Consider the following 21,400-nt stretch of genomic DNA (forward strand, 5'->3'; position numbering starts at 1 on the left):
GTTGGTTTGCAATGGGTCATGAAGCCTGGCTGCACGGTTCCAGGCCAGGGTCGTGTACCGTGGCCCCTCGCAGGGTCATCCCGGGGCTCGCCGCAGGCGAGAGCCCGGGATCCGGAACCTCAGATGGTGCCGGACGCAGAGGAACGCGCCCCGCTCGCTTCCGAATGTCCTGCGGTTCTGGAGTCCGGGCTCCGCTTCGCGGCGCCGGACCGACGATGAGGCGGTGAACTACGGCGGCGAGAGGCTGTTTGATTGGCTGCTCGAGTCGATCTTGCACAGAAATCGCCACCTCACCTCGTCATCCTGGGGCCGCGCAGCGGAACCCGGGATCCATAACCGCTGACGGAGGAGAATCAGGCGATCAGCGTTCCGTCTCTTTCTGCTTCATCGGCGGTTATGGATCCCGGGTTCCCGGCTACGCCGGGCCCCAGGATGACGATGGAGGGTTTTGGGTCCGTTCTCGCAATCAAACAGCCTCGGACATTGAGGAACGTCTTCGAAAATCCAACAGGTCAGAACTCCATGTCCAGCTCCTCGATCTCCTCCGGCTCGTCCTTCGCCGCGGCGATCCAGTCCCGCATCAGGTCCCAGTCCATGATGGTGTCGCGGTAGGCGGCGCAGTCCGGCGGGAGATCGACGCCGTAGGTGACGAAGCGCGTGCAGACCGGGGCGTACATCGCGTCCGCCACCACCGGCCGGTCGCCGAACAGGTAAGGCCCCCCGTGGGCGCGCAGCGCCTCCTGCCAGATCTCGACCACCCGGGCGATGTCGGCCCGGGCGCCGCCCCAGAGCGTGAAGTCGGTGTAGCGGGCGCGCAGGTTCATCGGCAGGGCCGAGCGCAGGTTGATGAAGCCGCCATGCATCTCGCCCGAGATCGAGCGCGACCAGGAGCGGGTGGCGAGGTCGTCGGGCAGAAGGCCGGCCTGCGGCCGCACCTCGGTGAGGTACTGGGCGATGGCGAGCACGTCCCAGACCCGCACGGCCCCGTGGGTGAGGCGCGGCACCAGGAACGAGGGCGAGAGGTGCAGGAGCTCGGCCCGGCTCGCCGGATCGCCCGACAGCACCTCGACCGCGAGGTCGAGCCCCGCCATGCGGCAGAGCAGCCAGCCCCGCAGCGACCAGGACGAGTAGTTGCGGCTCGAAATCGTCAGCGTCGCCTCGGCCATCCGATCCTCCCCCGGGCCGGGGGTGCCGGCCCGCCTTCTCCTTGCGGTCCGGACCGTGATCCAAGACTCGTGCCGGCCGCCGGCCGCTCCGCCGAAGGTCGAGCGCGCAAGAACCGCCAAGCTTTCGCCGGGCAGCGCCGCGGTTCGCCAAGATCAAGGGCTGCGCCGGATTGGCACGACCATCGCATCGCGCGGGCTCGGAGCGGCGGAGGCCGCCCTTCACCGAAAGTCCGGTCGCCGGGGACGAAGCCTTGCCATACGCTCGACGAAAGGGCCGCTTCCCGCGCGTGTCCGTGAGGGAGAGCGAGCGCCGATGCTCTACGATGCCTTCGAGGTCCAGTCGGACATGGCGAGCGCCACCCGCGCCTGGGGCCGGGCGCTGCATGCGGGCATGGCGCCGTGGATGCGGAGCGGCTCCGGCGCGCCGGCGAGCTGGGTGTCGGCCGCCGCCCGGATGATGATGCGGGCCGGCCTGACCCATGCCCGGCCGGCCTACGGGATCGCGTCGGTGCGGGTCGGCAACCGCGAGACGCCGGTGACCGAGGAGCGGGTGCTCACGACGCCGTTCGGCACGCTGCTGCGCTTCCGCAAGGACATCGCCAGCGAGCAGCCCCGGGTGCTGGTGGTGGCTCCCCTCTCGGGCCACTTCGCCACGCTCCTGCGCGGCACCGTGCGGACCCTGCTGGCCGACCACGACGTCTACATCACCGACTGGCACAACGCCCGCGACGTGCCGCTGAGCGCCGGCCGCTTCGGGTTCGACGACTACGTCGCCCATCTGGTGCAGTTCCTGGAGGCGATGGGGCCCGGCGCGCACGTCGTGGCGGTGTGCCAGCCCGCCGTGCAGGCGCTCGCCGCCGCCGCCGTGATGGCGGAGAGCCGCAATGCGGCGCACCCGGCGAGCATGACCCTGATGGCCGGCCCGGTCGACACCCGGGTCAACCCGACCAAGGTCAACGAGCTCGCCACGTCCCGCCCGATCGAATGGTTCGAGAAGAACCTGATCGCGACCGTGCCGCGCCGCCATGCCGGCGCCGGGCGGCGGGTCTATCCCGGCTTCATGCAGGTCACGGCCTTCATGTCGATGAACGCCGCGCGCCACATGCACGGCCACCTCGACCTCTACTGGCACCTCGCCGAGGGCGACGGCGACGGAACGGCGCGCGCCAAGGCCGAGCAGATCGAGAGCTTCTACGACGAGTATTTCGCGGTGCTCGACCTGCCGGCGGAGTTCTACCTCGAGACGGTCAAGACCGTCTTCCAGGACGCGACCCTGGCGCAGAACCGCCTGACCTACCGGGGCGCCCCGATCGACATGCGGGCGATCCGCAGGACCGCCCTGATGACAGTGGAGGGCGAGCGCGACGACATCTGCTCCGTCGGACAGACGGTGGCGGCCCACGACCTGTGCAGCGGCCTGAAGCCCTTCCGCAAGCGCCACCACCTCCAGGCCGGCGTCGGCCATTACGGCGTCTTCTCGGGCCGCAAGTGGGAGAACCAGACCTACCCGCTGGTGCGCAGCTTCATCCAGGCCAACGCTTGATCCCGCCGGCCCCCGGCCTAGCTACGGTGGCCGGCGATGCCCCGCGGAATGCCCGCGTCCGGGCCCCGCACCCGCTCAAATTTCGGTCAGGCGGCCACTCCGCGGTTGGAAGTCCTGGCGGAGTGGTGTAAGGCCGCGATCAGGCGCATACCGTGCGTCGACAGCTTGCGCCGGGCTCCGGTGCGACCGCGATGTAGCTCTAGCCCCTCCCGGTCCGTCAGGTCCGGGCCGTGGGGCGCATTTCGGTTGGTCGGGCAGGCAGCCATCCGGGCGCGTTCCGCGCAAGGTCGGCCACGTTTTAGAATTCAGACAAAAAGGACATACACCCTTGCAGGTACTCGTTCGGGACAACAACGTCGATCAGGCCCTCCGCGTCCTCAAGAAGAAGATGCAGCGTGAGGGCATCTTCCGCGAGATGAAGCAGCGCAAGGCCTACGAGAAGCCGTCGGTGCGCAAGGCTCGCGAGAAGGCGGAGGCCGTGCGCCGCGCCCGCAAGCAGGCCCGCAAGACCGCCATCCGCGAGGGCCTGATCGCCGCTCCGAAGCCGAAGCCCCGCGTCGGCGGCCCGCGCCGTCCGGGCATGGCCCCGTCGGCTGCCGCCCCGGCCGCCGCTCCGGCCGCCTCGGCCTAAGGGCCTGCCGGCCTCCCCGGAGGCCGCGTGAAACAAGCCCCACCCGCCGGGTGGGGACACCCCGGGAGCCCGACGCCGCGAGGCGTGCGGGCTCTTCTTCGTTGATCAGCGCGCCGCCGGATCAGGCCGACGCATAGGCCGCCCGCTCCGCCTCGACGAGCACGTCGAGGGGCCGCCAGGGCTTCTGCATGTAGACGGCGTGGTCGGGCACGGCCTGGGCCGCGCCGGGCCGGGAGGTCACGACCAGGCGCACGTCGGGCCAGTCCCGCTCCACCGTGCGGGCGAGCGCCGCTCCGTCCATCTCGCCGGCGAGCTGCATCTCGGTGAACAGCAGCGCGACCTCCGAGCCGTGCTCGCGCATCACCGCCAGCGCGTCGGCGGCGCTGCGACACGCGATGACGTCGAGATCGGTCTCCTCAAGGATCGCCGCGGCGAAATCCCGAACGGATTCGTCGTCCTCCACCACGACGGCGATCGGAGCGACGGGTGCTGCTCTGCCCATAAGGCCTCCTGCTCGTTTTCTATGACTCTGGTCGGGGTCCCGGGTCCTCGCGAGTGCTCGGGAGATTGCGGAATCGATCGGCCGTCCGACGACGCGCGGGCCGGCCCGGCGAAGGGGCAGACCAGACCAGCGGAACGGGGATCGAACCCAGCACGGCGGCCGGGGGAACGCGGGCGCAAGCCGGTGACGCGAACACGCCTGCGCGACCATCAACGACTCAATCCTGACATTGATCCCGGCGAGACGTCCAGTTCGGATCGTCGGTCGATGCGCCCCGCGCATGCCGGCTCCTTACGTTGCGCCATTGCCTGCTGCTTGGGCAGGTGGGGGAACCTTGGGCATGCTGCATCGCATTAACGGGCTGTTCACCGTCCGGCGCCGAATGTTACCGTTCCATGAAGGCGGCGGACGAGGCACGGCCCGGGGTGGGACCGGCACACGCCGCGGGAGGTGAAGAGCCGATGTGCCGCTTCCTCGCCTACCACGGCGACCCGGTCTATCTCGACGAGCTGGTCTGCGCGCCGACCCACTCCCTCGTGCACCAGTCGCTGCACGCCACGGAGGCCCAGACCGAGACCAACGGCGACGGGTTCGGCATCGGCTGGTACGGCGATCGGCCGGAGCCGGGCCTCTACCGCGACGTGCGGCCGGCCTGGTCCGACGAGAACCTGCGCAGCCTCTCCCGGCAGATCCGCGCCCGGACCTTCTTCGCCCATGTCCGCGCCTCGACCGGCACCGCGACCACCCGGGCGAACTGCCACCCCTTCGCCCATGGGCGCCACCTGTTCATGCATAACGGCCAGATCGGCGGCTACGCGCGCATCCGCCGGCGGCTCGAGGCGCTGATCCCGGACGCGCTCTACGAGGCGCGCCAGGGCTCGACCGATTCGGAGGCGCTCTTCCTGCTGGCTCTCGCGCACGGCCTCGACCGGGATCCCGTCGGCGCCATGGCGGCGAGCCTGTCGGCCGCCCGCGGCCTGATGCACGAGGCCGGCATCGACGAGCCCCTGCGCTTCACCGCGGTGCTCACCGACGGCGAGAGCCTGACCGCCTATCGCTGGGCCTGCGACGGCCGCCCGCCGAGCCTGTACTGGCGCGAGACCGCGACCGGCCTCGCGGTCGTCTCGGAGCCGATCGACGGCCTGCGCACCGGCTGGTCGGAGGTGCCGAAGGGCGGCACGCTCATCGCCCGGCCGGGCCAGCCGGTGCAGGTGCTCGGCGCGGACGCGGCGGGGTTCAAGAAGGCGGCCTGAGAGCGCGGCTCACGCCGGCTCCTCCAGCCCCCAATGATGCCCGGCGACGTTCCGGCCGTTGCGGAGCAGAGCGATGGCCTTTCCCGGGTCACCACCCGTATGGCCGCCTCGGCTCGCCCCAGGATCGCGGTGAACTCGGCCTGTTCGGGCGTCGGGATCGGGCAGGCGGCGCCCATCGCGACGGTCTCGGCAAGAAAAGAGAACATAATCCTCGCCCCCAATCGGCTTTTTTGGAGGTTGGCGGCTCACGCCGCCCGCACCTCGCCGAGGAACGCCGTCACCGATTCGGCGAGCAGGGCCGAGTTCTGGGCCAGTACCCCGGCCACCGCCCTCACCTGGTCCGACTGGGCCGCGCTCGCCAGCGAGGCGGCGCGGACCTGCTCGATGCTCTCGGCGACGCTGCGGGCCTCCGCCCCGGCCCGGTCGATGTTGCGGCCGATGCCGGCGCTCGTCACCGTCTGGTCCTGCATCGCGCCGCGGATCTCCTCGGCCAGCCGGCTCGTCTCCGCCACCGCATCTGTGATCGCGCCGATCTCCTCCGCGGTATGCCGGGTCGCGCCCTGGATCGCGGCGATCTGGGCGCCGATCCGGTCGGTGGCCGCAGCCGTCTGGCCGGCGAGCGCCTTCACCTCCGAGGCCACCACCGCGAAGCCGCGGCCGGCCACCCCCGCCCGCGCCGCCTCGATGGTGGCGTTGAGCGCCAGGAGATTGGTCTGGTCGGCGATGGTGCGGATCAGGTCGGCGGCCTCGCCGATCTCCGCCGAGGCGGCGACCAGCCGCTCCACCGTCGCGGCGGTGGCCCGGCTGCGGGCGAACGTCGCGCTCGCCATCTCGCTCGTCCGTCCGACCCGGTCGCCGATGCCGGCGGCCGAGTCCGAAAAATGCCGGAAGGCGCCGTCCACCTCGGCCACCGCCTGCGCGGCGACGCCGGACGCGCCGGTGACCGCGCCGGATTGCTGCTCGACCTCGTGGGCGGCCCGCGACAGCACGTCGGCGGTCAACTCCATCTCGCGGGTCGAGGCGTCGAGGGCCTCGACCGCCTGGCCCGCCCGCGCCTCGAAGGCCCGGCAGGCCTCCTCCAGCCGCTCGGCCCGCTGCAGCTCGATGCCGGCCCGGGCCCGCTCCGCGGCCTGCGCCGCCCCCTGCGCGCGGAGCGCCGCCTGGAACACCGCGATCGAGGAGGCCATCTCGCCGATCTCGTCGCGCCGCCGGGTGAACGGCACCGCCACTGCGAGGTCGCCGGCGGTCAGCGCCTGCATCGTGCGGCGCAGGGCATGGAGCGGGCGCTGCACCTGGGTCAGGCTCATCCAGACGGCACCCGCGACCGCGGCAAGGAGTGCCAGGGCCGGCACGGCGACGAGGGCGACCGCCTCGCGGCGGCGAGCCGCGTCCACCGCCTCGCGCTCCTCCTGGAGGCGCTCCAGCACGGTGTCGCCGAGCTTCAGGATCCGCGCCACCATCCGCTCGCGGCTCTTGATCGTCGCCTCGTCGGCCGCCTGGATCTGCGCGGCCTTCGGCGAGAGAGTCTGGCCGAGCTCCGCCGTGTCGCGCTGGTAGGCCAGGAACTCCTGAAGCGTGAGCGAGAGTTTCCGGGCCTCGTCCTCGTCGAGATAGGGCTGGAGGGACGCGAAGAAGGCCGGGCGCTCGGCCTCGACCGCCTCCAGGGCCGTGCGCAGGGCGCCGAACTTCTGCCGAGCCTCGGCGACGTCCTCGGCCGCCACCAGGGTCTGCACCGTCACCACGACGTGCTCGACGGCCTGCGCCAGGTTGCGGGTATGGAGGGCCGCCTCCCAGGCCGCCTCCACGGCTCCGGCGCGCCGCTGCTCGTTGTGGGAGAGCGAGATCGCGAAGGCCGCGATGCCGGCGGCGACGAGGATCGGCAGCCCGACCAGGAGGCCGAGCTTCTTGCCCAGGGTGAAACGCATGGGACGCACCAACACAGGTTCGGATGGCGAGCCCATACGTCGCGAGAGCCTTACACAGTCTTAAATTTAACCGTCAAAATAATCATTTCTTATTTTTATGACGATCCAGTGACATCGAAGCGTCGACCCACCGCCGATACGGATATTTTATCTCATGACTTGGCTCGATTGGTCAAGAACGACGTCAAAGCCTCGATCGAACACATGGCGCGGTCGCTCAGGCATCGAGGTACCGGCGGCGCAGATGGCCGAGAAATACCCCCGCATCGAGCGGCCGCCCGGTCGCGGCGGCGAGGATCTCCTGCGTGCCGGCGACGCTGCCCTTCGCGTGGACGTGGGTGCGCAGCCAGCCGACGAGAGGCGAAAAGTCGCCCCGGGCGAGGCCGGGGCGCAGGTCCGGCTCGGCCGTGCAGGCGGCGTCGAAGAGCTGGGCCGCCATCATCGCCCCGAGCGTATAGGTCGGGAAGTAGCCCCAGGCGCCGCCGGGCCAGTGGATGTCCTGCAGGCAGCCCCGGGCGTCGTCCGGCACGGTCAGCCCGAGGAGCCGGTGCAGGCCCTCGTCGAAGGCGCCCGGCAGGTCGCCGATCTCCATCTCGCCGCGGATCAGCGCCCGCTCCAGGCGATAGCGCAGCAGGATATGGGCCGGGTAGGTGCACTCGTCGGCATCGACCCGGATGAAGCCCGGCGCGACCCGGGTGTAGTTCCGGTGGAGCGCATCGGCCTCCCAGGCCGGGCCGGTGCCGCCGAAGGCCTCGCGCACCAGGGGCGCCAGGTAGGCGACGAACTCGCGGCTGCGGCCGGCCTGCATCTCCAGGGTGAGCGACTGGCTCTCGTGCAGGCTCATGCCGCGGGCCGCGCCCACGGGCTGGCGGCGCCAGGCGGCGGGACGGCCCTGCTCGTAGAGGGCGTGGCCGGTCTCGTGCAGCACGCCCATCAGGGCGCGGGCGAAATCCGCCTCGTCGTACCGGGTGGTGATGCGCACGTCGTCGGTGGCGCCGCCGCAGAACGGGTGCAGGCTGACGTCGAGGCGGCCGCGCGCGAAGTCGAACCCCGCCGCCCGCATCAGGGCGAGCCCGACTTGGCGCTGGGCCTCGACCGGGAACGGCCCCTCCGGCACGGGGGCGGGCCCGGCCGCGGCCTGGCGGTTCTGCGCCTCCCCGATCAGCCCCGGCAGCTCGGCCTCCAGCACCGCGAAGAGCGGGTCGATCGCGTCCTGCCGCAGGCCCGGATCGTAGCTGTCGAGGAGCGCGTCGTAGGGGGAGAGGCCCAGGGCCTCTCCCTTCGCCCGGCCGATCTCGCGCTGGAGCGCCAGCACTTCGGCGAGGTCGGGCCGCAGCAGGGCGAAATCGGCGGTGCGGCGCGCCTCGCGCCAGGTCATCTCGGCCCGCGACACGGCGCGGGAACTCGCCTCGACGAGGTCGCGCGGCACCGCCGCGGCATGGGTGTGGGCCCGGCGCATCTCGGCGAGGTTCGCGCGGCTCCAGTCGTCGAGCCCGCCCGCCTCCTCGGCCGCGGCGAGACGGTCGGCGGTGGCGGGCTCGGTCAGGAGGTCGTGGGCGAGGCCGCGCAGCACCGCGATCTGGTCGCCCCGCCCCTCCGCCGCCCCGTCCGGCATCAGCGTCTGCGCGTCCCAGCCGAGGATGCCGGAGGCGTCCTCGAGGGCGCCGATGCGGGCGAAGGTGGCTTCGAGGGCGCGGTAGGCCTGCATGGGATGGTCCGTCGCTGTGGCTGGTCGCCCGATTGTCCGACGGCGGCCGAGCCCAGGCAAGAACCCGGGAGGGCAGATCCAACTCTTGACGCGAGGCGGATTCGCCGCAACCTATCAGCAAGCTGCGTATAGGATCAGGGACGTGGCGGTCTGCAAGGTCAGCATCGTGGTCGATCACGCCGCCAGCGACGATCCGATCTTCACCGTCGAACTGCGGACGCCGTGGGGAACGCTCGACGTGATGGCGCAAGTCACGCTCGAGGGACGCTCGCTCCGGTTGGACGGGATGCATATCGGCGGCGACGCATCGAAACGATGGGGCGCGGCAGCGCTTCGAGACGTCGCACAGGGCGTCGTGGAGGAACTGGATGTCGACGAGATCCAGCTTGTTGGCGGAGTTCGGACCACGGGTGCTCATCCGGGACGCGAACCCCGTCCCCGACGGCTCCGCCGAGCGCCTCAGCCTCAAGCGACGGCCGGACGCCCTCCTCGACACGGTGGCGGCGGCCCGCCTCCTGATCCGTAGGCACCTTCCGCCGAAGGCCGCGCACGCGGTCATGACCGAGCTGTTCGACGTGGGCGAGGCCTATGTCGAAGTTCCGAAGGTCGAGAACCTGGGCCGGCTGCAGGCGGAACTCGGCGCAGTCGGCATCGAGGCCCGCCGGCACGGACCGGACCCGATCTCCGTGCGGGCGGTGCGGGAGGCCCTGCACCTCTCGCAGGCCCAGTTCGCGCTGCGGTTCGGGTTGGAAGAGGCCACGGTCAAGAACTGGGAGCAGGGCAAGTCGAAGCCGAACGCCACGGCGATGACTCTGATCTGGACGATCCATCGCCATCCCGAGGCGGTCGTCGACGCCCTGGCGGCCGAAGCCGCGCGGGCCGAGCCGGCCCCCGCCGACGATCCCTGCCGGCCGGCAAGGTCGACCGATCGGGACTGAAGGCGGCCTCCCGGTGCCCGGATAGCCGTCGGCCTATCCGGGCCCGACGAGCGGCAGCCAGGCCGCCAGCGCGACGAGCGCTGCCAGCAGCACCGGCGGCGTGACGACGAGGCCGATCCGCATGTACTGGCCCCAGGTGATCCGCTGGCCCTTGGCGGCCAGCACGTGCAGCCACAGCAGGGTCGCGAGGCTGCCGATCGGGGTGAGCTTGGGGCCGAGGTCGCAGCCGATGACGTTGGCATAGATCATCAGCTCGCGGGTGAGCGGCGGCAGGTCCGGGGCCTGCTGGATCGCCAGCGCGCCGACGAGCACGCCCGGCATGTTGTTCATCACCGAGGACAGGATCGCCGCGGAAAAACCCGTGCCCAGGGTGGCGATCCAGGGCCCGTAGCCGGCGAGCCACACGAGGCCTCGCGCCAGCCCGTCGGTGAGGCCGGCATTCCGCAGGCCGTAGACCACTAGGTACATGCCGAGGCTGAACAGCACGATCTGCCAGGGTGCCCCGGCCAGCACCCTGCGGACCGGGACGACCCGGCCGCGGACGGCGAGGGCGAGCAGCAGCACCGCCCCCGTCCCGGTGACGGCCGAGACCGGCACGCCGAACGGGGCGGTGACGCAATAGGCGGCGAGCAGCAGGCCGAGGAGCGGAAAGGCGGCGCGGAACACCGCCGGGTCGCGGATCGCCCCGGCCGGGGGCTCCAGCACGTCGACCGGATAGGCGGCCGGCACCACCCGCCGGAAGCACAACCCCAGCACGAGGAGCGTGGCGGCGAGCGACACCAGGTTCACCGGCACCATCACGGCGGCGTAGCGGGCAAAGCCGATGGAGAAGACGTTGGCCGAGACGATGTTGACGAGGTTCGAGATCACCAGCGGCAGGGAGGTCGAATCCGCCACGAAGCCGCAGGCGACGACGAAGGCGAAAGCCGCCGCGGGCTTGACGTCGAGGCGGGTGAGGATCGCCAGCACGATCGGGGTCAGCAGGAGCGCCGCGCCGTCATTGGCGAACAAGGCCGCGATGGCGGCGCCCAGCAGGATCACCAGGGGAAACAGCCGCCGGCCCGACCCGCCGCCCCAGCGGGCGACGTGCAGGGCCGCCCAGTGGAAGAACCCGGCCTCGTCCAGGATGAGCGAGATGACGATCAGCGCGACGAAGGTGAAGGTGGCGTCCCAGACGATGTGCCAGACGACCGGGATGTCGCCGGGCTGGATCACGCCGGTGGCGAGCGCGACGGCGGCGCCGGCGAGCGCGCTCCAGCCGATCCCGAGCCCGTTCGGCTGCCAGATGACGAGGACGAGGGTGACGAGGAAGATGGCGAGCGCGAGCATCGGGAGGCGTATCGCGAGGTCAGGCGCCGGCGACGCGGCGGCCGCGCGCGTCGACGACCTCCTCGCCGTCCTCCTTGGCGAAGGCGCCCTGCTGCGCCGGCAGGAGGTCCAGCACCGCCTCGGACGGCCGGCACAGGCGCACGCCCTTCGGGCTCGCCACCAGCGGGCGATTGAGCAGGACCGGATGCGCCGCCACGGCATCGAGCAGCCGGTCGTCGCTCAGGGCCGGATCGCCGAGGCCGAGCTCGGCGAAGGGGGTGCCCTTCTCGCGCAGCAGCGCCCGGATGGGGAGCCCGGCCCGCCGCGCCAGCGCCCGGATCATCTCCCGGGTCGGCGGGGTCTTGAGGTACTCCACGACGTGCGGCTCGATCCCGGCATTGCGGATCATCGCCAGGGCGTTGCGGGAGGTGCCGCAGGCCGGGTTGTGGTAGATCACGACGTCGAAGGCTTCGGTCACGGGCGGTCTCCGGCGGGGCAGCAGGCGGCGAGGGCGAGGGCTTCGACCGCCGGGGCGCAAACCTCCGGCCGGCCCTGGCAGCAATCGCGCATCAGGAAGCGGATCAGGTCGGACAGCCCGGCATAGGCGGCCGTGTAGATCACCGACCGTCCCTCGCGCCGGGAGGCGACCAGCCCGGCATGCGACAGCTCCTTCAGGTGGAAGGACAGGGTGTTGCCGGCGATGCCCACCGCGTCGGCGAGGGCGCCGGCCGCCACTCCGTCCGGCCCGGCGGCGACCAGGGCGCGCACCACCCGCAGGCGATGCTCCTGGCCGAGGGCCGCGAAGGCCGCGAGGGCTTGTCGTTCGTCCATCGCTCCGCCAATACATCGATATTCGTTGAAATGTAGAAGGAAAAACCCGCATGGACAAGCCCCCGCCCGTCCCGTCCGCCCGCGACGGGTTCCCGAACCTGAGCGCCGCGCATGCCGAGAGTCCGACCGCCGCGCGCCTTGCGGTGGCCGAGCCCTTCGCCCATCCGCCGCGCTTCCTGATCCTGTACGGCTCGCTGCGCGACCGCTCGTTCAGCCGCTTCCTCGCCTACGAGGCGGCCCGGCTCCTGGAGGCGATGGGAGGCGAGGTGCGGATCTTCCACGCCGACGGGCTGCCGCTCCCCGACGACACGACCGCCGACCACCCGAAGGTGCGCGAGCTGCGCGAACTCTCGATCTGGTCCGAGGGCCAGGTCTGGGTCTCGCCGGAGCGGCACGGCACCCTGACCGGGGTGATGAAGAGCCAGATCGACTGGCTGCCGCTCAGCGAGGGCAGCGTGCGCCCGACGCAGGGGCGCACGCTCGCGGTGATGCAGGTCTCGGGCGGCTCGCAGAGCTTCAACGCCGTCAACGCCCTGCGGGTGCTGGGGCGCTGGATGCGGATGGTGACGATCCCCAACCAGTCCTCGGTGCCGATGGCCTTCAAGGAGTTCGACGAGGCCGGCCGGATGAAGCCCGGGCCGCTCTACGACCGGGTGGTGGACGTGTGCGAGGAACTGATGAAGTTCACGCTGCTGGTGCGCGAGCGGTCGGACTACCTCGTCGACCGCTACAGCGAGCGCAAGGAGCGCGACCCCGACCGCCTGACGGCGATCGGCGCCGATGCCGGGTTCGGGGCGCGATAGGCCGGCCGCGTTCCGGCACGGCCGGGCCTCACGGCTCCACCCGCCGCAGCACGAAGGTGGTGCCGATCTCGGGGTCGCGGCGCCAGCGCCCCTCCCCCACCGGGATCAGCTCGACGCTGTGGCCGCGCCGGGCCACGAGGGTCAGCCGTCCGGCCTCGTAGTGCCAGGCGGTCGGATCGAACAGGGCGAGGCCGGGATCGCGGCAGCCCTCCTGCACCTGCGCGGTCACCTGGGCGGTGTCGGCCCTGAGCACCACCCGGCAGACGTCCTTCTCGACGAAGCGATCGAGGGTATAGAGGCCGGTCACCGCGGCGGCGGTCGAGGGCGCGCCGGCCCAGCTCTCCGGGGCGGCCCCGCGCAGGCTCGGCGGGGTCGTCAGCGCGGCCTGCGTCACCAGCGGCGCGGCCGGCCGCGAGCCGGCCTGGGCCATGCCCGCCTGTGCGAGGCTGTAGCGCTCGCCGCCCGGCGTCTCGGCGCTGCGCGGGCCGTCGCCCTCGGGGGTCGCGAAGGCCAGCACCGGCTGGCCCTCCCGGTCGAGGAGCTGGATCATCTCCCCCTCCTGACGCCAGCCGACGATGCCGTTGATCATCGGGAGCGCCCGGCGGCAGCCGGCGGGGAAGCGCAGGACCCGTCCCACGCTTCCGGGCTCGGCTCCCAGCATCAGGCCGCAGCGGCGGAAGCTGCCGTCCAGCGCCAGCTCCCACGGCCCCGCGGCGTCCGGGGGCGGGCTCGCCTCCTGCGCCGCCGCGCATCCCGTCCAGGCCATCCATCCCACCGAGACGAGACCGAGGAGGGGCAGGAGGCGGCGCAGGCGCATGGCGTGGCTCTCGGGTTCGTCAGGCCTTCCAGGGTGTCTCGGCCACCGGCGTCACCGGACCGTTGCCCTGGAACCAGGAGGTCAGGTTATCAACGACGAGCTGGCCCATCGCGTTGCGCGTGTGGTGCGACGCCGAGCCGACATGTGGCAGCAGAACCGCATGCTCCTGGGCGATCAGGGCGGCGGGCACCTTCGGCTCCTCGGCGAACACGTCGAGGCCGGCGCTCTGGATCGTGCCTTCGGCCAAGGCCGCGGCCAGCGCATCCTCGTCGACGAGCGTGCCGCGGGCGACGTTGACGAGGACGCCCTGCGGGCCCAGCGCCTCCAGCACCTCGCGGCCGATCATGTTCCTGGTCTCGGGACCGCCGGGCGCCACCACCATCAGCACGTCGCAGGCCTTCGCCATCTCGATGAGCGACGGGAAGTATTCGTAGGGAACGTCCGCCTGCTTGGTGCGGCCGTGATAGGCGATCGGCAGCCCGAAGGCGACGAGGCGGTGGGCGATCGCCCGGCCGATGCGGCCGAGACCGAGGATGCCGACCTTGCGCCCGCGCAGGGTGCCGGTGAGCGGATAGGGCTTCTCCAGCCACTTGCCCTGGCGCAGGTAGCGGTCGACCTGCGGGATCTGCCGCACGGTGGCGAGCAGCAGGCCGACGGCCAGGTCCGCGACCTCGTCGGTCAGGACGTCGGGCGTATTCGTCACCATCACGCCGCGCCGGCCGCAGGCCGCGGCGTCGATCGTGTCGTATCCGACGCCGAAATTGGCGACGATCTCGAGCTTCGGCAGCCGGTCGAGCAGCGCGTCGTTCACGTGAACATGGCTCACCGCCATGCCGCGGATCCTGGGCCCGATCTCGTCGAGGAAACGCTCCTTGTCCTCGGCCTGATCGCCGCGATGCAGGGTGAAATGCCTCTCCAGGCTCTCGGTCACGAGCGGCATCATCGGCCGCATGATCAGCACATCTGTGGACTTCAAGCCCGTCTCCCGGTCGTTTCTGGTGCATCCGACGATGGACGCATGGCGAGGGCGCTTGATCTTGCGCCCCGCGCGCCCGATGATGGCCGCCAACACGAGAGGCGGCAAGACAGGCTGCCCCGTTCGAGACGGGTCGAGGAAACCCCAATGAGCGCCAGACACCCCGATCGGGGCCCGCCTGTCGTGTGTTCGTCGTCTGCCTGTGGCAGCGCTGCCGTTTCGGTCCGCGCGCCGCGCGCGACCGTACTCTCATAGACACGACCACGAGGAGCCGATGGCCGGGCTGGAAATCAGGAACGTGCGCAAGTCGTTCGGGGCCACCCCGATCCTGCACGGCGTGTCGATCGACATTCAGGACGGGGAATTCGTGATCCTGGTCGGCCCGTCGGGCTGCGGGAAATCGACCCTGCTGCGCATGATCGCGGGCCTGGAGAACATCACGGCGGGCGAGATCCGGATCGGGTCGCGCGTCGTCAACGCGGTGCCGCCCAAGGAGCGCGACATCGCCATGGTGTTCCAGAACTACGCGCTCTACCCGCACATGACGGTGCGGGACAACATGGCCTTCTCGCTCAAGCTGAGGAAAGCCGCCAAGGAGGAAATCGACAGCCGGGTCGGCCGCGCCGCGGCGATCCTCGGCCTCGAGAAGCTCCTCGACCGCTACCCGCGCCAGCTCTCGGGCGGCCAGCGCCAGCGCGTCGCCATGGGGCGGGCGATCGTGCGCGACCCGCAGGTCTTCCTGTTCGACGAGCCGCTCTCCAACCTCGACGCCAAGCTGCGCGTGGCGATGCGGGCCGAGATCAAGGAGCTGCACCAGCGGCTTCGCACGACCACCGTCTACGTCACCCACGACCAGATCGAAGCCATGACCATGGCCGACAAGATCGTGGTGATGCATGACGGCGTCGTCGAGCAGGTCGGCGCGCCGCTCGAACTCTACGACCGGCCCGACAACATCTTCGTCGCCGGCTTCATCGGCTCGCCGTCGATGAACTTCCTCAAGGGCAAGGTCGCGGGCCAGTCGTTCCGCACCGAGAGCGGCCTGACCTTGCCGCTGCCGACCCGCGGGGCGCGCCCCGCCGACGGGATGCCGGCGGTCTACGGCCTGCGGCCCGAGCACGTGCGCCTCGCCGAGGGCGGCGTGCCGGTGGAGGTCGCGGTGGTGGAGCCGACCGGCTCCGAGACCATGGTGCTGGTCCGCCCGCCGGGTGGCGGCGCCCAGGACGTCGCCAACGAGGTCGCCCGCGACATCGCCTGCGTGTTCCGCGACCGAATCGGCGCCGGCCCGGGCGAGCGCATCAGCATCACGGCCGATCCGGCCCTCGTCCACCTGTTCGACGCCGAGAACGGCCGCCGGCTGAACTGAGCCGACGACCTCCGGCCGGCAGCGGGACGCCATCCCGCCGCCGGCTGAGACCGATCGACAACCACAAGGTCCCGGGAGAGACGCCACGATGTCAGCCTTCGATCGTCGCCAGATCCTCAAGGGGGGCGCGGCCCTCGGCCTCGCCTCCGCCGCGGGCCTGGAGGGCTTCGCCCGCGCCTGGGCGCAGGAGAACCAGTGGAAGCCGGAGGCCGGCGCCTCGCTCAAGCTCCTGCGCTGGAAGCGCTTCATCCCCTCCGAGGACGAGGCCTTCATGCGCCTCGTCGACGCCTTCACCAAGGCGACCGGCGTGCCGGTGAGCGTGACGAGCGAGTCCTTCGACGACATCCAGCCCAAGGCGTCGGTGGCGGCCAATACCGGTCAGGGCCCGGACATGGTCTGGGGCCTCTACTCCTTCCCGGCCCTCTTTCCGTCGAAATGCATGGAGGTCGGCGACGTCGCCGACTATCTCGGCAAGAAATACGGTGGCTGGCTGCCGGCGGCCGAGGCCTACGGCAAGGTCAAGGGCAAGTGGATCGCCATCCCGATGGCGTTCAACGGCGGCTACATCAACTACCGCATCTCGGCCATGAACAAGGCCGGATTCCAGAAGTTCCCGGAGGATCATGCCGGCTTCCTGGAACTGTGCCGGGCGATGAAGAAGAACAACACGCCGGCCGGCTTCGCGCTCGGCCACGCCACGGGCGACGCCAATTCGTGGATCCACTGGGCCCTGTGGTCGCACGACGCCTACCTGGTCGACGCCAACGAGAAGATCGTCATCAACTCGCCGGAGACCGCCAAGGCGCTCGACTACGTCAAGGCGCTCTACGAGACCTTCGTGCCCGGCACGGCATCGTGGAACGATTCGTCGAACAACAAGGCGTTCCTGTCCGGCGACCTCTACCTCACCGGCAACGGCATCTCGGTCTACGCCGCGGCGAAGAACGAGAAGAAGGATATCGCGGCGGACATGGACCACGCGGTCTGGCCGGTCGGCAAGTCCGGCAAGCCGACCGAGTTCCAGCTCGCCTTCCCGATCCTCGCCTACACCTACACCAAGGCGCCGAACGCCTGTAAGGCGTTCATGGCCTTCGCGCTGGAAGCCCAAAACTACAATTCCTGGCTGGAAGCGTCACAGGGCTATCTCTGCCATCCGCTCCAGGCCTATGCCAACAACCCGATCTGGACCGCCGACCCGAAGAACAAGGTGTTCGGCGAGGCTTCGAGCCGGACGCTGGCCGCCGGCGGCCTCGCCCCGGTGAGCGAGAAGGTGGCCGCCGTCCTCGCCGACTTCGTCGTCGTCGACATGTTCGCCTCCTACTGCACCGGCCGCGAGGACCTGAAGGGCGCGATCAAGACCGCTGAGCGCCAGGCGCAGCGGATCTTCCGGTCGGCGTAGAAAGGGTCCCGCGCCCGTTTCGTGCACATCTCCCCCTCTCCCCGCGGGCGGGGAGAGGGCTGTGTCCCTGTCCAGGGGACACGGCGAGGCGGCAGCCGAGGGTGAGGGGGAGGCGCCGAAAGAGGCTCCTCCGGGAACACCCCCTCACCCTCGCTTCGGCTTTCGCCTGCGCTTGCCGCTCGCACGGCAAGGTGCAAGCGGCCCTCTCCCCGCCCGCGGGGAGAGGAGAAACCCGCGCCTCATGCGGCAGCGCAGGGCTGGAGCAGTCCAATCGTTCTGCCCTCATCCGCCCAGAGGCGCCCCCCAACCAAGAACACACCCGGAGGAGGCTCCCCGTGGCCGACATCGCCCTCGCCCGCCCCGCTGCGGCGGCGCCCACGACCGGCTCGGCCTGGAGCCGGCTGCGGACGAGCCGCGGCTGGCTGGGCTTCTGGTTCATGCTGCCGGCAGCCGCGATCCTGCTGCTGTTCCTGGCCTATCCCCTGGGCAAGGGCGTCTGGCTGTCGCTCACCGACACCCGCATCGGCCGCGGCGGCAGCTTCGTCGGAATCGAGAACTACGAGTGGCTGTGGGACGACAACGTCTTCTGGCTCTCGGTGTTCAACACCCTGGTCTATACGGGCTTCGCCTCGGTGGCGAAGTTCGCCATCGGCCTCTACCTGGCGCTGCTCCTCAACAAGCGGCTGCCGTTCAAGGCGCTGATCCGCTCGATCGTGCTGATCCCGTTCGTCGTGCCGACGGTGCTGTCGGCGCTGGCGTTCTGGTGGATCTTCGACAGCCAGTTCTCGATCATTTCGTGGTCGCTGCGCCATCTCGGGCTGCTCGACCACAACATCGACTTCCTCGGCGATCCGACCATGGCGCGGATCTGCGTGACCTTCGCCAACATCTGGCGCGGCGTGCCGTTCATCGCCATCACGCTGCTCGCAGGGCTCCAGACCGTGTCGCCCTCGCTCTACGAGGCGGCGACGATCGACGGCGCGACGCCGTGGCAGAATTTTCGCCATATCACCCTGCCGCTGCTCACCCCGATCATCGCCGTGGTGATGACCTTCTCGGTGCTGTTCACCTTCACCGACTTCCAGCTAATCTGGGCGATGACCCGCGGCGGCCCGGTGAACACGACCCACCTGATGGCGACCCTGTCCTACCAGCGCGGCATCCTGTCGGGGAATCTCGGCGAGGGCGCGGCCATCGCCACCGCGATGGTGCCGTTCCTGATCTTCGCCATCGGGATCTCGTGGTTCGGCCTCCAGAACCGCAAGTGGCAGACCGGTTAGAGCATTTTCCGACGAAGTGGATGCCGGTTCGTCGAAGAAAATGCGGCAAAACGAATACTTAGAGAGCTTCGCGATTGCAACGCGATCGTGAAGCGCTCTAACGAGAAGGATCGAGCACCCATGGCCGCGACCACGACCGCCGATACCCCCGACAACAGCGAAGGCATGGCCTATCTCGACACGCTGCCCAAGCGCGTCGTCACGGTCTACCTGCCGCTCTTCGTCATCCTGGTGGTGCTGCTCTTCCCGTTCTACTGGATGGCCCTGACCGCCATCAAACCGGACGACCAGCTCATCGACATGGAGACCTACAACCCGTTCTGGGTGGTCTCGCCGACGCTCAAGCACATCGCGAAGCTCCTGTTCCAGACCAACTATCCCCTGTGGCTCTGGAACACGATGATGATCTCGGTGGCGGCCACCGTGCTGTCGCTGTTCGCGAGCGTGCTCGCGGCCTACGCGATCGTGCGCATCCGCTACAAGGGCGCGGTGGCTGTCGGGGCGGCGATCTTCCTCGCCTACCTCGTTCCGCCCTCGATCCTGTTCATCCCGCTCGCCACCATCATCCAGGCCTACGGGCTCTACGATTCGCCCTTCGCCCTGGTGCTGGTCTACCCGACCATCCTCATCCCGTTCTCGACCTGGCTCCTGATGGGGTACTTCAAGACGATTCCCTACGAGCTGGAGGAATGCGCGCTGATCGACGGCGCGAGCCGCTGGCAGATCCTCGTCAAGATCATCCTGCCGCTGGCGGTGCCGGGGCTGATCTCGGCCGGCATTTTTTCGCTGACGCTGTGCTGGAACGAGTTCATCTACGCGCTGACCTTCCTGTCCTCGACCCAGAACAAGACCGTGCCGGTGGCGGTGGTGAGCGAGTTCGTCGACGGCGACATCTACCGCTGGGGCTCGCTGATGGCCGGCGCCCTCGTCGGTTCGTTGCCGCTCGTGATCCTCTACTCGTTCTTCGTCGAGCACTACGTCTCGGCCATGACCGGGGCGGTGAAGGAATAGCAGTCGGCTTCGGTCGATCGGTTCGAACGGAAGTAGAGCGCACCTCCACTCTCCCGTGTGGGAGAGGGGCCTGGGGATCGAAGATCCCGCGTGAGGGTGGCTCGGCTTCAGGATTGAACTCAACCGTTGCGCCGCCAGCACGACGGCCACAGCTTCACACTGAAGCGCGGCACCCTCGCGCGATCTTCGATCGCCCCTACCCCTCTCCCACACCTTGCAGCGATACCGGGCAAGGATCTCTGGCAAGCCCGGCATCGCCTGGAGAGGGGATCCCGCGACTTGCTGGTGTCGGGAAAAGATCAGGCGGAAGGCGGGTCAGGGCCCCCGCACGCCCAGACGTCTGCGATTCGCGGACGCCGCTCACGCTGTGTTCTGGTACGCCTTGCGGCGCCTGCATCCCCTTGCGGCGCCGCGGGGTCTACCCCTTGGCGGTTCAGGCGGTTACATGACGGGTCCGCCGCGTGCGCACGCCACGCGCCCGGCCCTACCGTCAGGTCTTCGTGACAAGGCAAACACCCCGATGACTGCCCCGCGCACCCTCTACGACAAGATCTGGGACGACCACGTCGTCGATCGTCAGCCGGACGGCACCTGCCTCCTCTACATCGACCGGCACCTCGTCCACGAGGTCACCTCGCCCCAGGCCTTCGAGGGGCTTCGTCTCGCCGGGCGCCGGGTGCGCCACCCGGAGAAGACGCTGGCGGTCGTCGACCACAACGTCCAGACCTCGGACCGCAGCTTCGGCATCGAGGATCCGGAGAGCCGCACGCAGATCGACACGCTGGCCGAGAACGTCCGCGAGTTCGGCATCGAGTATTACGACGCGCTGGATAAGCGCCAGGGCATCGTCCACATCATCGGGCCGGAGCAGGGCTTCACCCTGCCGGGCCAGACGATCGTCTGCGGCGATTCCCACACCTCGACCCACGGCGCCTTCGGGGCGCTCGCCCACGGCATCGGGACCTCGGAGGTCGAGCACGTGCTCGCCACCCAGACGCTGATCCAGAAGAAGGCGAAGAACATGCGCGCCGTGGTCGACGGGCGCCTGCCCGCCGGCGTGGGGGCCAAGGACATCATCCTGGCGATCATCGGCGAGATCGGCACCGCCGGCGGCACCGGCCACGTGCTGGAATATGCCGGCGAGGCGATCCGGGGGCTCTCGATGGAGGGCCGGATGACGATCTGCAACATGTCGATCGAGGGCGGTGCCCGCGCCGGCATGGTCGCCCCCGACGAGACCACCTTCGCCTACATCAAGGACCGGCCGAAGGCGCCGAAGGGCGAGGCCTTCGAGCGCGCCCTCGCCTACTGGCGCACCCTCGCCTCGGACGAGGGCGCGCATTTCGACCGCGAGATCCGGCTCGACGCCGCCAACCTGCCGCCGATCGTGACCTGGGGCACGAGCCCTGAGGACGTGATCTCGGTCCAGGGCCGGGTGCCGGATCCGGCCTCGATCGAGGACGAGAACCTGCGCTCGTCCAAGGAGAAGGCCCTGTCCTATATGGGCCTGACCCCGGGCCAGAAGATCACCGATATCGCCCTCGACAAGGTGTTCATCGGCTCCTGCACCAACGGCCGGATCGAGGATCTGCGGATCGTCGCCCGCATGGTCGAGGGCAAGAAGATCCACCCGAACGTGTCGGGCATGGTGGTGCCGGGCTCCGGCCTCGTGAAGCAGCAGGCGGAAGAGGAGGGTCTGGCCCAGATCCTGATCGCCGCCGGCTTCGACTGGCGCGAGCCGGGCTGCTCGATGTGCCTCGGCATGAATGCCGACCGCCTCAAGCCGCACGAGCGCTGCGCCTCGACCTCGAACCGCAACTTCGAGGGCCGCCAGGGCCACAAGGGCCGCACGCACCTCGTCTCCCCGGCGATGGCGGCCGCCGCGGCGATCGCGGGCCACTTCGTCGACATCCGCGAGTGGCCCGCGGGAGCCTGATCCTGTG

19 protein-coding genes are annotated in these 21,400 nt (G+C 70.2%); 10 read left to right on the forward strand and 9 right to left on the reverse strand.

Annotation, left to right across the window (positions count from 1 at the left end):
• Positions 1–512: 512 nt before the first annotated feature.
• Positions 513–1,166, reverse strand: coding sequence for a glutathione S-transferase (locus QR78_RS13225; protein WP_048427997.1), 654 nt, complete (start codon positions 1,164–1,166; stop codon positions 513–515).
• Between the two features lie 313 nt (positions 1,167–1,479).
• On the opposite strand from QR78_RS13225, the gene QR78_RS13230 reads away from it, so the two are divergent.
• Positions 1,480–2,709 carry a polyhydroxyalkanoate depolymerase gene (locus QR78_RS13230; RefSeq protein ID WP_048427998.1) on the forward strand — a complete coding sequence of 410 codons (1,230 nt, stop codon included), beginning with the start codon at positions 1,480–1,482 and terminating at the stop codon, positions 2,707–2,709.
• Between the two features lie 328 nt (positions 2,710–3,037).
• Complete coding sequence (gene rpsU, locus QR78_RS13235; RefSeq protein WP_048427999.1) at positions 3,038–3,340, forward strand: 30S ribosomal protein S21; 303 nt, start codon at positions 3,038–3,040, stop codon at positions 3,338–3,340.
• A 121-nt stretch (positions 3,341–3,461) separates the two neighbouring features.
• On the opposite strand, the gene QR78_RS13240 is transcribed toward rpsU, so the two are convergent.
• Positions 3,462–3,842 carry a response regulator gene (locus tag QR78_RS13240; protein WP_048428000.1) on the reverse strand — a complete coding sequence of 127 codons (381 nt, stop codon included), beginning with the start codon at positions 3,840–3,842 and terminating at the stop codon, positions 3,462–3,464.
• A gap of 461 nt (positions 3,843–4,303) precedes the next feature.
• Here QR78_RS13240 and QR78_RS13245 point away from each other — a divergent pair, with 461 nt between their 5' ends.
• Positions 4,304–5,095, forward strand: a complete 792-nt coding sequence (locus QR78_RS13245) for a class II glutamine amidotransferase (RefSeq protein ID WP_048428001.1) — start codon at positions 4,304–4,306, stop codon at positions 5,093–5,095.
• Between the two features lie 245 nt (positions 5,096–5,340).
• Here the strand turns inward: QR78_RS13245 and QR78_RS13250 are convergent, their stop codons facing one another.
• Together QR78_RS13250 and QR78_RS13255 are read right to left on the reverse strand one after the other, a co-directional pair.
• Positions 5,341–7,020 (reverse strand): methyl-accepting chemotaxis protein, encoded by a 1,680-nt coding sequence (locus QR78_RS13250; protein ID WP_048428002.1) that lies wholly within the window; start codon positions 7,018–7,020, stop codon positions 5,341–5,343.
• A 217-nt stretch (positions 7,021–7,237) separates the two neighbouring features.
• Positions 7,238–8,728 (reverse strand): carboxypeptidase M32, encoded by a 1,491-nt coding sequence (locus QR78_RS13255; RefSeq protein ID WP_048428003.1) that lies wholly within the window; start codon positions 8,726–8,728, stop codon positions 7,238–7,240.
• A gap of 368 nt (positions 8,729–9,096) precedes the next feature.
• Here QR78_RS13255 and QR78_RS31925 point away from each other — a divergent pair, with 368 nt between their 5' ends.
• Positions 9,097–9,666, forward strand: coding sequence for a helix-turn-helix domain-containing protein (locus QR78_RS31925; RefSeq protein WP_082171549.1), 570 nt, complete (start codon positions 9,097–9,099; stop codon positions 9,664–9,666).
• 33 nt (positions 9,667–9,699) lie between these two features.
• On the opposite strand, the gene QR78_RS13265 is transcribed toward QR78_RS31925, so the two are convergent.
• Genes QR78_RS13265 through QR78_RS13275 form a run of 3 tightly spaced genes read right to left on the reverse strand, consistent with a single transcriptional unit; the run spans position 9,700 to position 11,805 of the window.
• Entirely contained in the window at positions 9,700–10,995 is a 1,296-nt protein-coding gene (locus QR78_RS13265) for an arsenic transporter (protein ID WP_048428004.1), read from the reverse strand.
• A 19-nt stretch (positions 10,996–11,014) separates the two neighbouring features.
• On the reverse strand, positions 11,015–11,452 hold the full coding sequence (gene arsC, locus QR78_RS13270) for an arsenate reductase (glutaredoxin) (protein WP_082171548.1): 438 nt from the start codon (positions 11,450–11,452) through the stop codon (positions 11,015–11,017).
• Positions 11,449–11,805 (reverse strand): ArsR/SmtB family transcription factor, encoded by a 357-nt coding sequence (locus QR78_RS13275; protein WP_048428005.1) that lies wholly within the window; start codon positions 11,803–11,805, stop codon positions 11,449–11,451. Before QR78_RS13275 ends, arsC begins: the two co-directional genes overlap by 4 nt.
• A 50-nt stretch (positions 11,806–11,855) precedes the next feature.
• On the opposite strand from QR78_RS13275, the gene arsH reads away from it, so the two are divergent.
• A complete protein-coding gene (gene arsH / locus QR78_RS13280; RefSeq protein ID WP_048428006.1) occupies positions 11,856–12,608 on the forward strand; it encodes an arsenical resistance protein ArsH in 753 nt (250 codons plus the stop codon).
• 28 nt (positions 12,609–12,636) lie between these two features.
• Here arsH and QR78_RS13285 read toward each other — a convergent pair whose 3' ends face one another.
• Positions 12,637–13,425: an AprI/Inh family metalloprotease inhibitor gene (locus QR78_RS13285; RefSeq protein WP_048428007.1), complete on the reverse strand. Its 789-nt coding sequence runs from the start codon at positions 13,423–13,425 to the stop codon at positions 12,637–12,639.
• A 19-nt stretch (positions 13,426–13,444) separates the two neighbouring features.
• On the reverse strand, positions 13,445–14,401 hold the full coding sequence (locus tag QR78_RS13290; protein ID WP_244276261.1) for a 2-hydroxyacid dehydrogenase: 957 nt from the start codon (positions 14,399–14,401) through the stop codon (positions 13,445–13,447).
• A 274-nt stretch (positions 14,402–14,675) separates the two neighbouring features.
• Here QR78_RS13290 and QR78_RS13295 point away from each other — a divergent pair, with 274 nt between their 5' ends.
• The 5 genes from QR78_RS13295 to leuC all read left to right on the forward strand — a co-directional run bounded on the left by QR78_RS13295 (position 14,676) and on the right by leuC (position 21,393).
• On the forward strand, positions 14,676–15,767 hold the full coding sequence (locus tag QR78_RS13295) for an ABC transporter ATP-binding protein (protein WP_048428008.1): 1,092 nt from the start codon (positions 14,676–14,678) through the stop codon (positions 15,765–15,767).
• Between the two features lie 88 nt (positions 15,768–15,855).
• Positions 15,856–17,166 (forward strand): ABC transporter substrate-binding protein, encoded by a 1,311-nt coding sequence (locus tag QR78_RS13300; RefSeq protein WP_048428009.1) that lies wholly within the window; start codon positions 15,856–15,858, stop codon positions 17,164–17,166.
• Positions 17,167–17,501: 335 nt separating this feature from the next.
• Positions 17,502–18,446 carry a carbohydrate ABC transporter permease gene (locus QR78_RS13305; RefSeq protein WP_048428010.1) on the forward strand — a complete coding sequence of 315 codons (945 nt, stop codon included), beginning with the start codon at positions 17,502–17,504 and terminating at the stop codon, positions 18,444–18,446.
• A 120-nt stretch (positions 18,447–18,566) separates the two neighbouring features.
• Positions 18,567–19,457: a carbohydrate ABC transporter permease gene (locus QR78_RS13310; RefSeq protein ID WP_048428011.1), complete on the forward strand. Its 891-nt coding sequence runs from the start codon at positions 18,567–18,569 to the stop codon at positions 19,455–19,457.
• A 520-nt stretch (positions 19,458–19,977) separates the two neighbouring features.
• Positions 19,978–21,393 carry a 3-isopropylmalate dehydratase large subunit gene (gene leuC / locus QR78_RS13315; protein ID WP_048428012.1) on the forward strand — a complete coding sequence of 472 codons (1,416 nt, stop codon included), beginning with the start codon at positions 19,978–19,980 and terminating at the stop codon, positions 21,391–21,393.
• Positions 21,394–21,400: the final 7 nt, after the last annotated feature.

Origin of the sequence: Methylobacterium indicum (assembly GCF_001043895.1) — a bacterium.
Lineage (GTDB): Bacteria > Pseudomonadota > Alphaproteobacteria > Rhizobiales > Beijerinckiaceae > Methylobacterium > Methylobacterium indicum.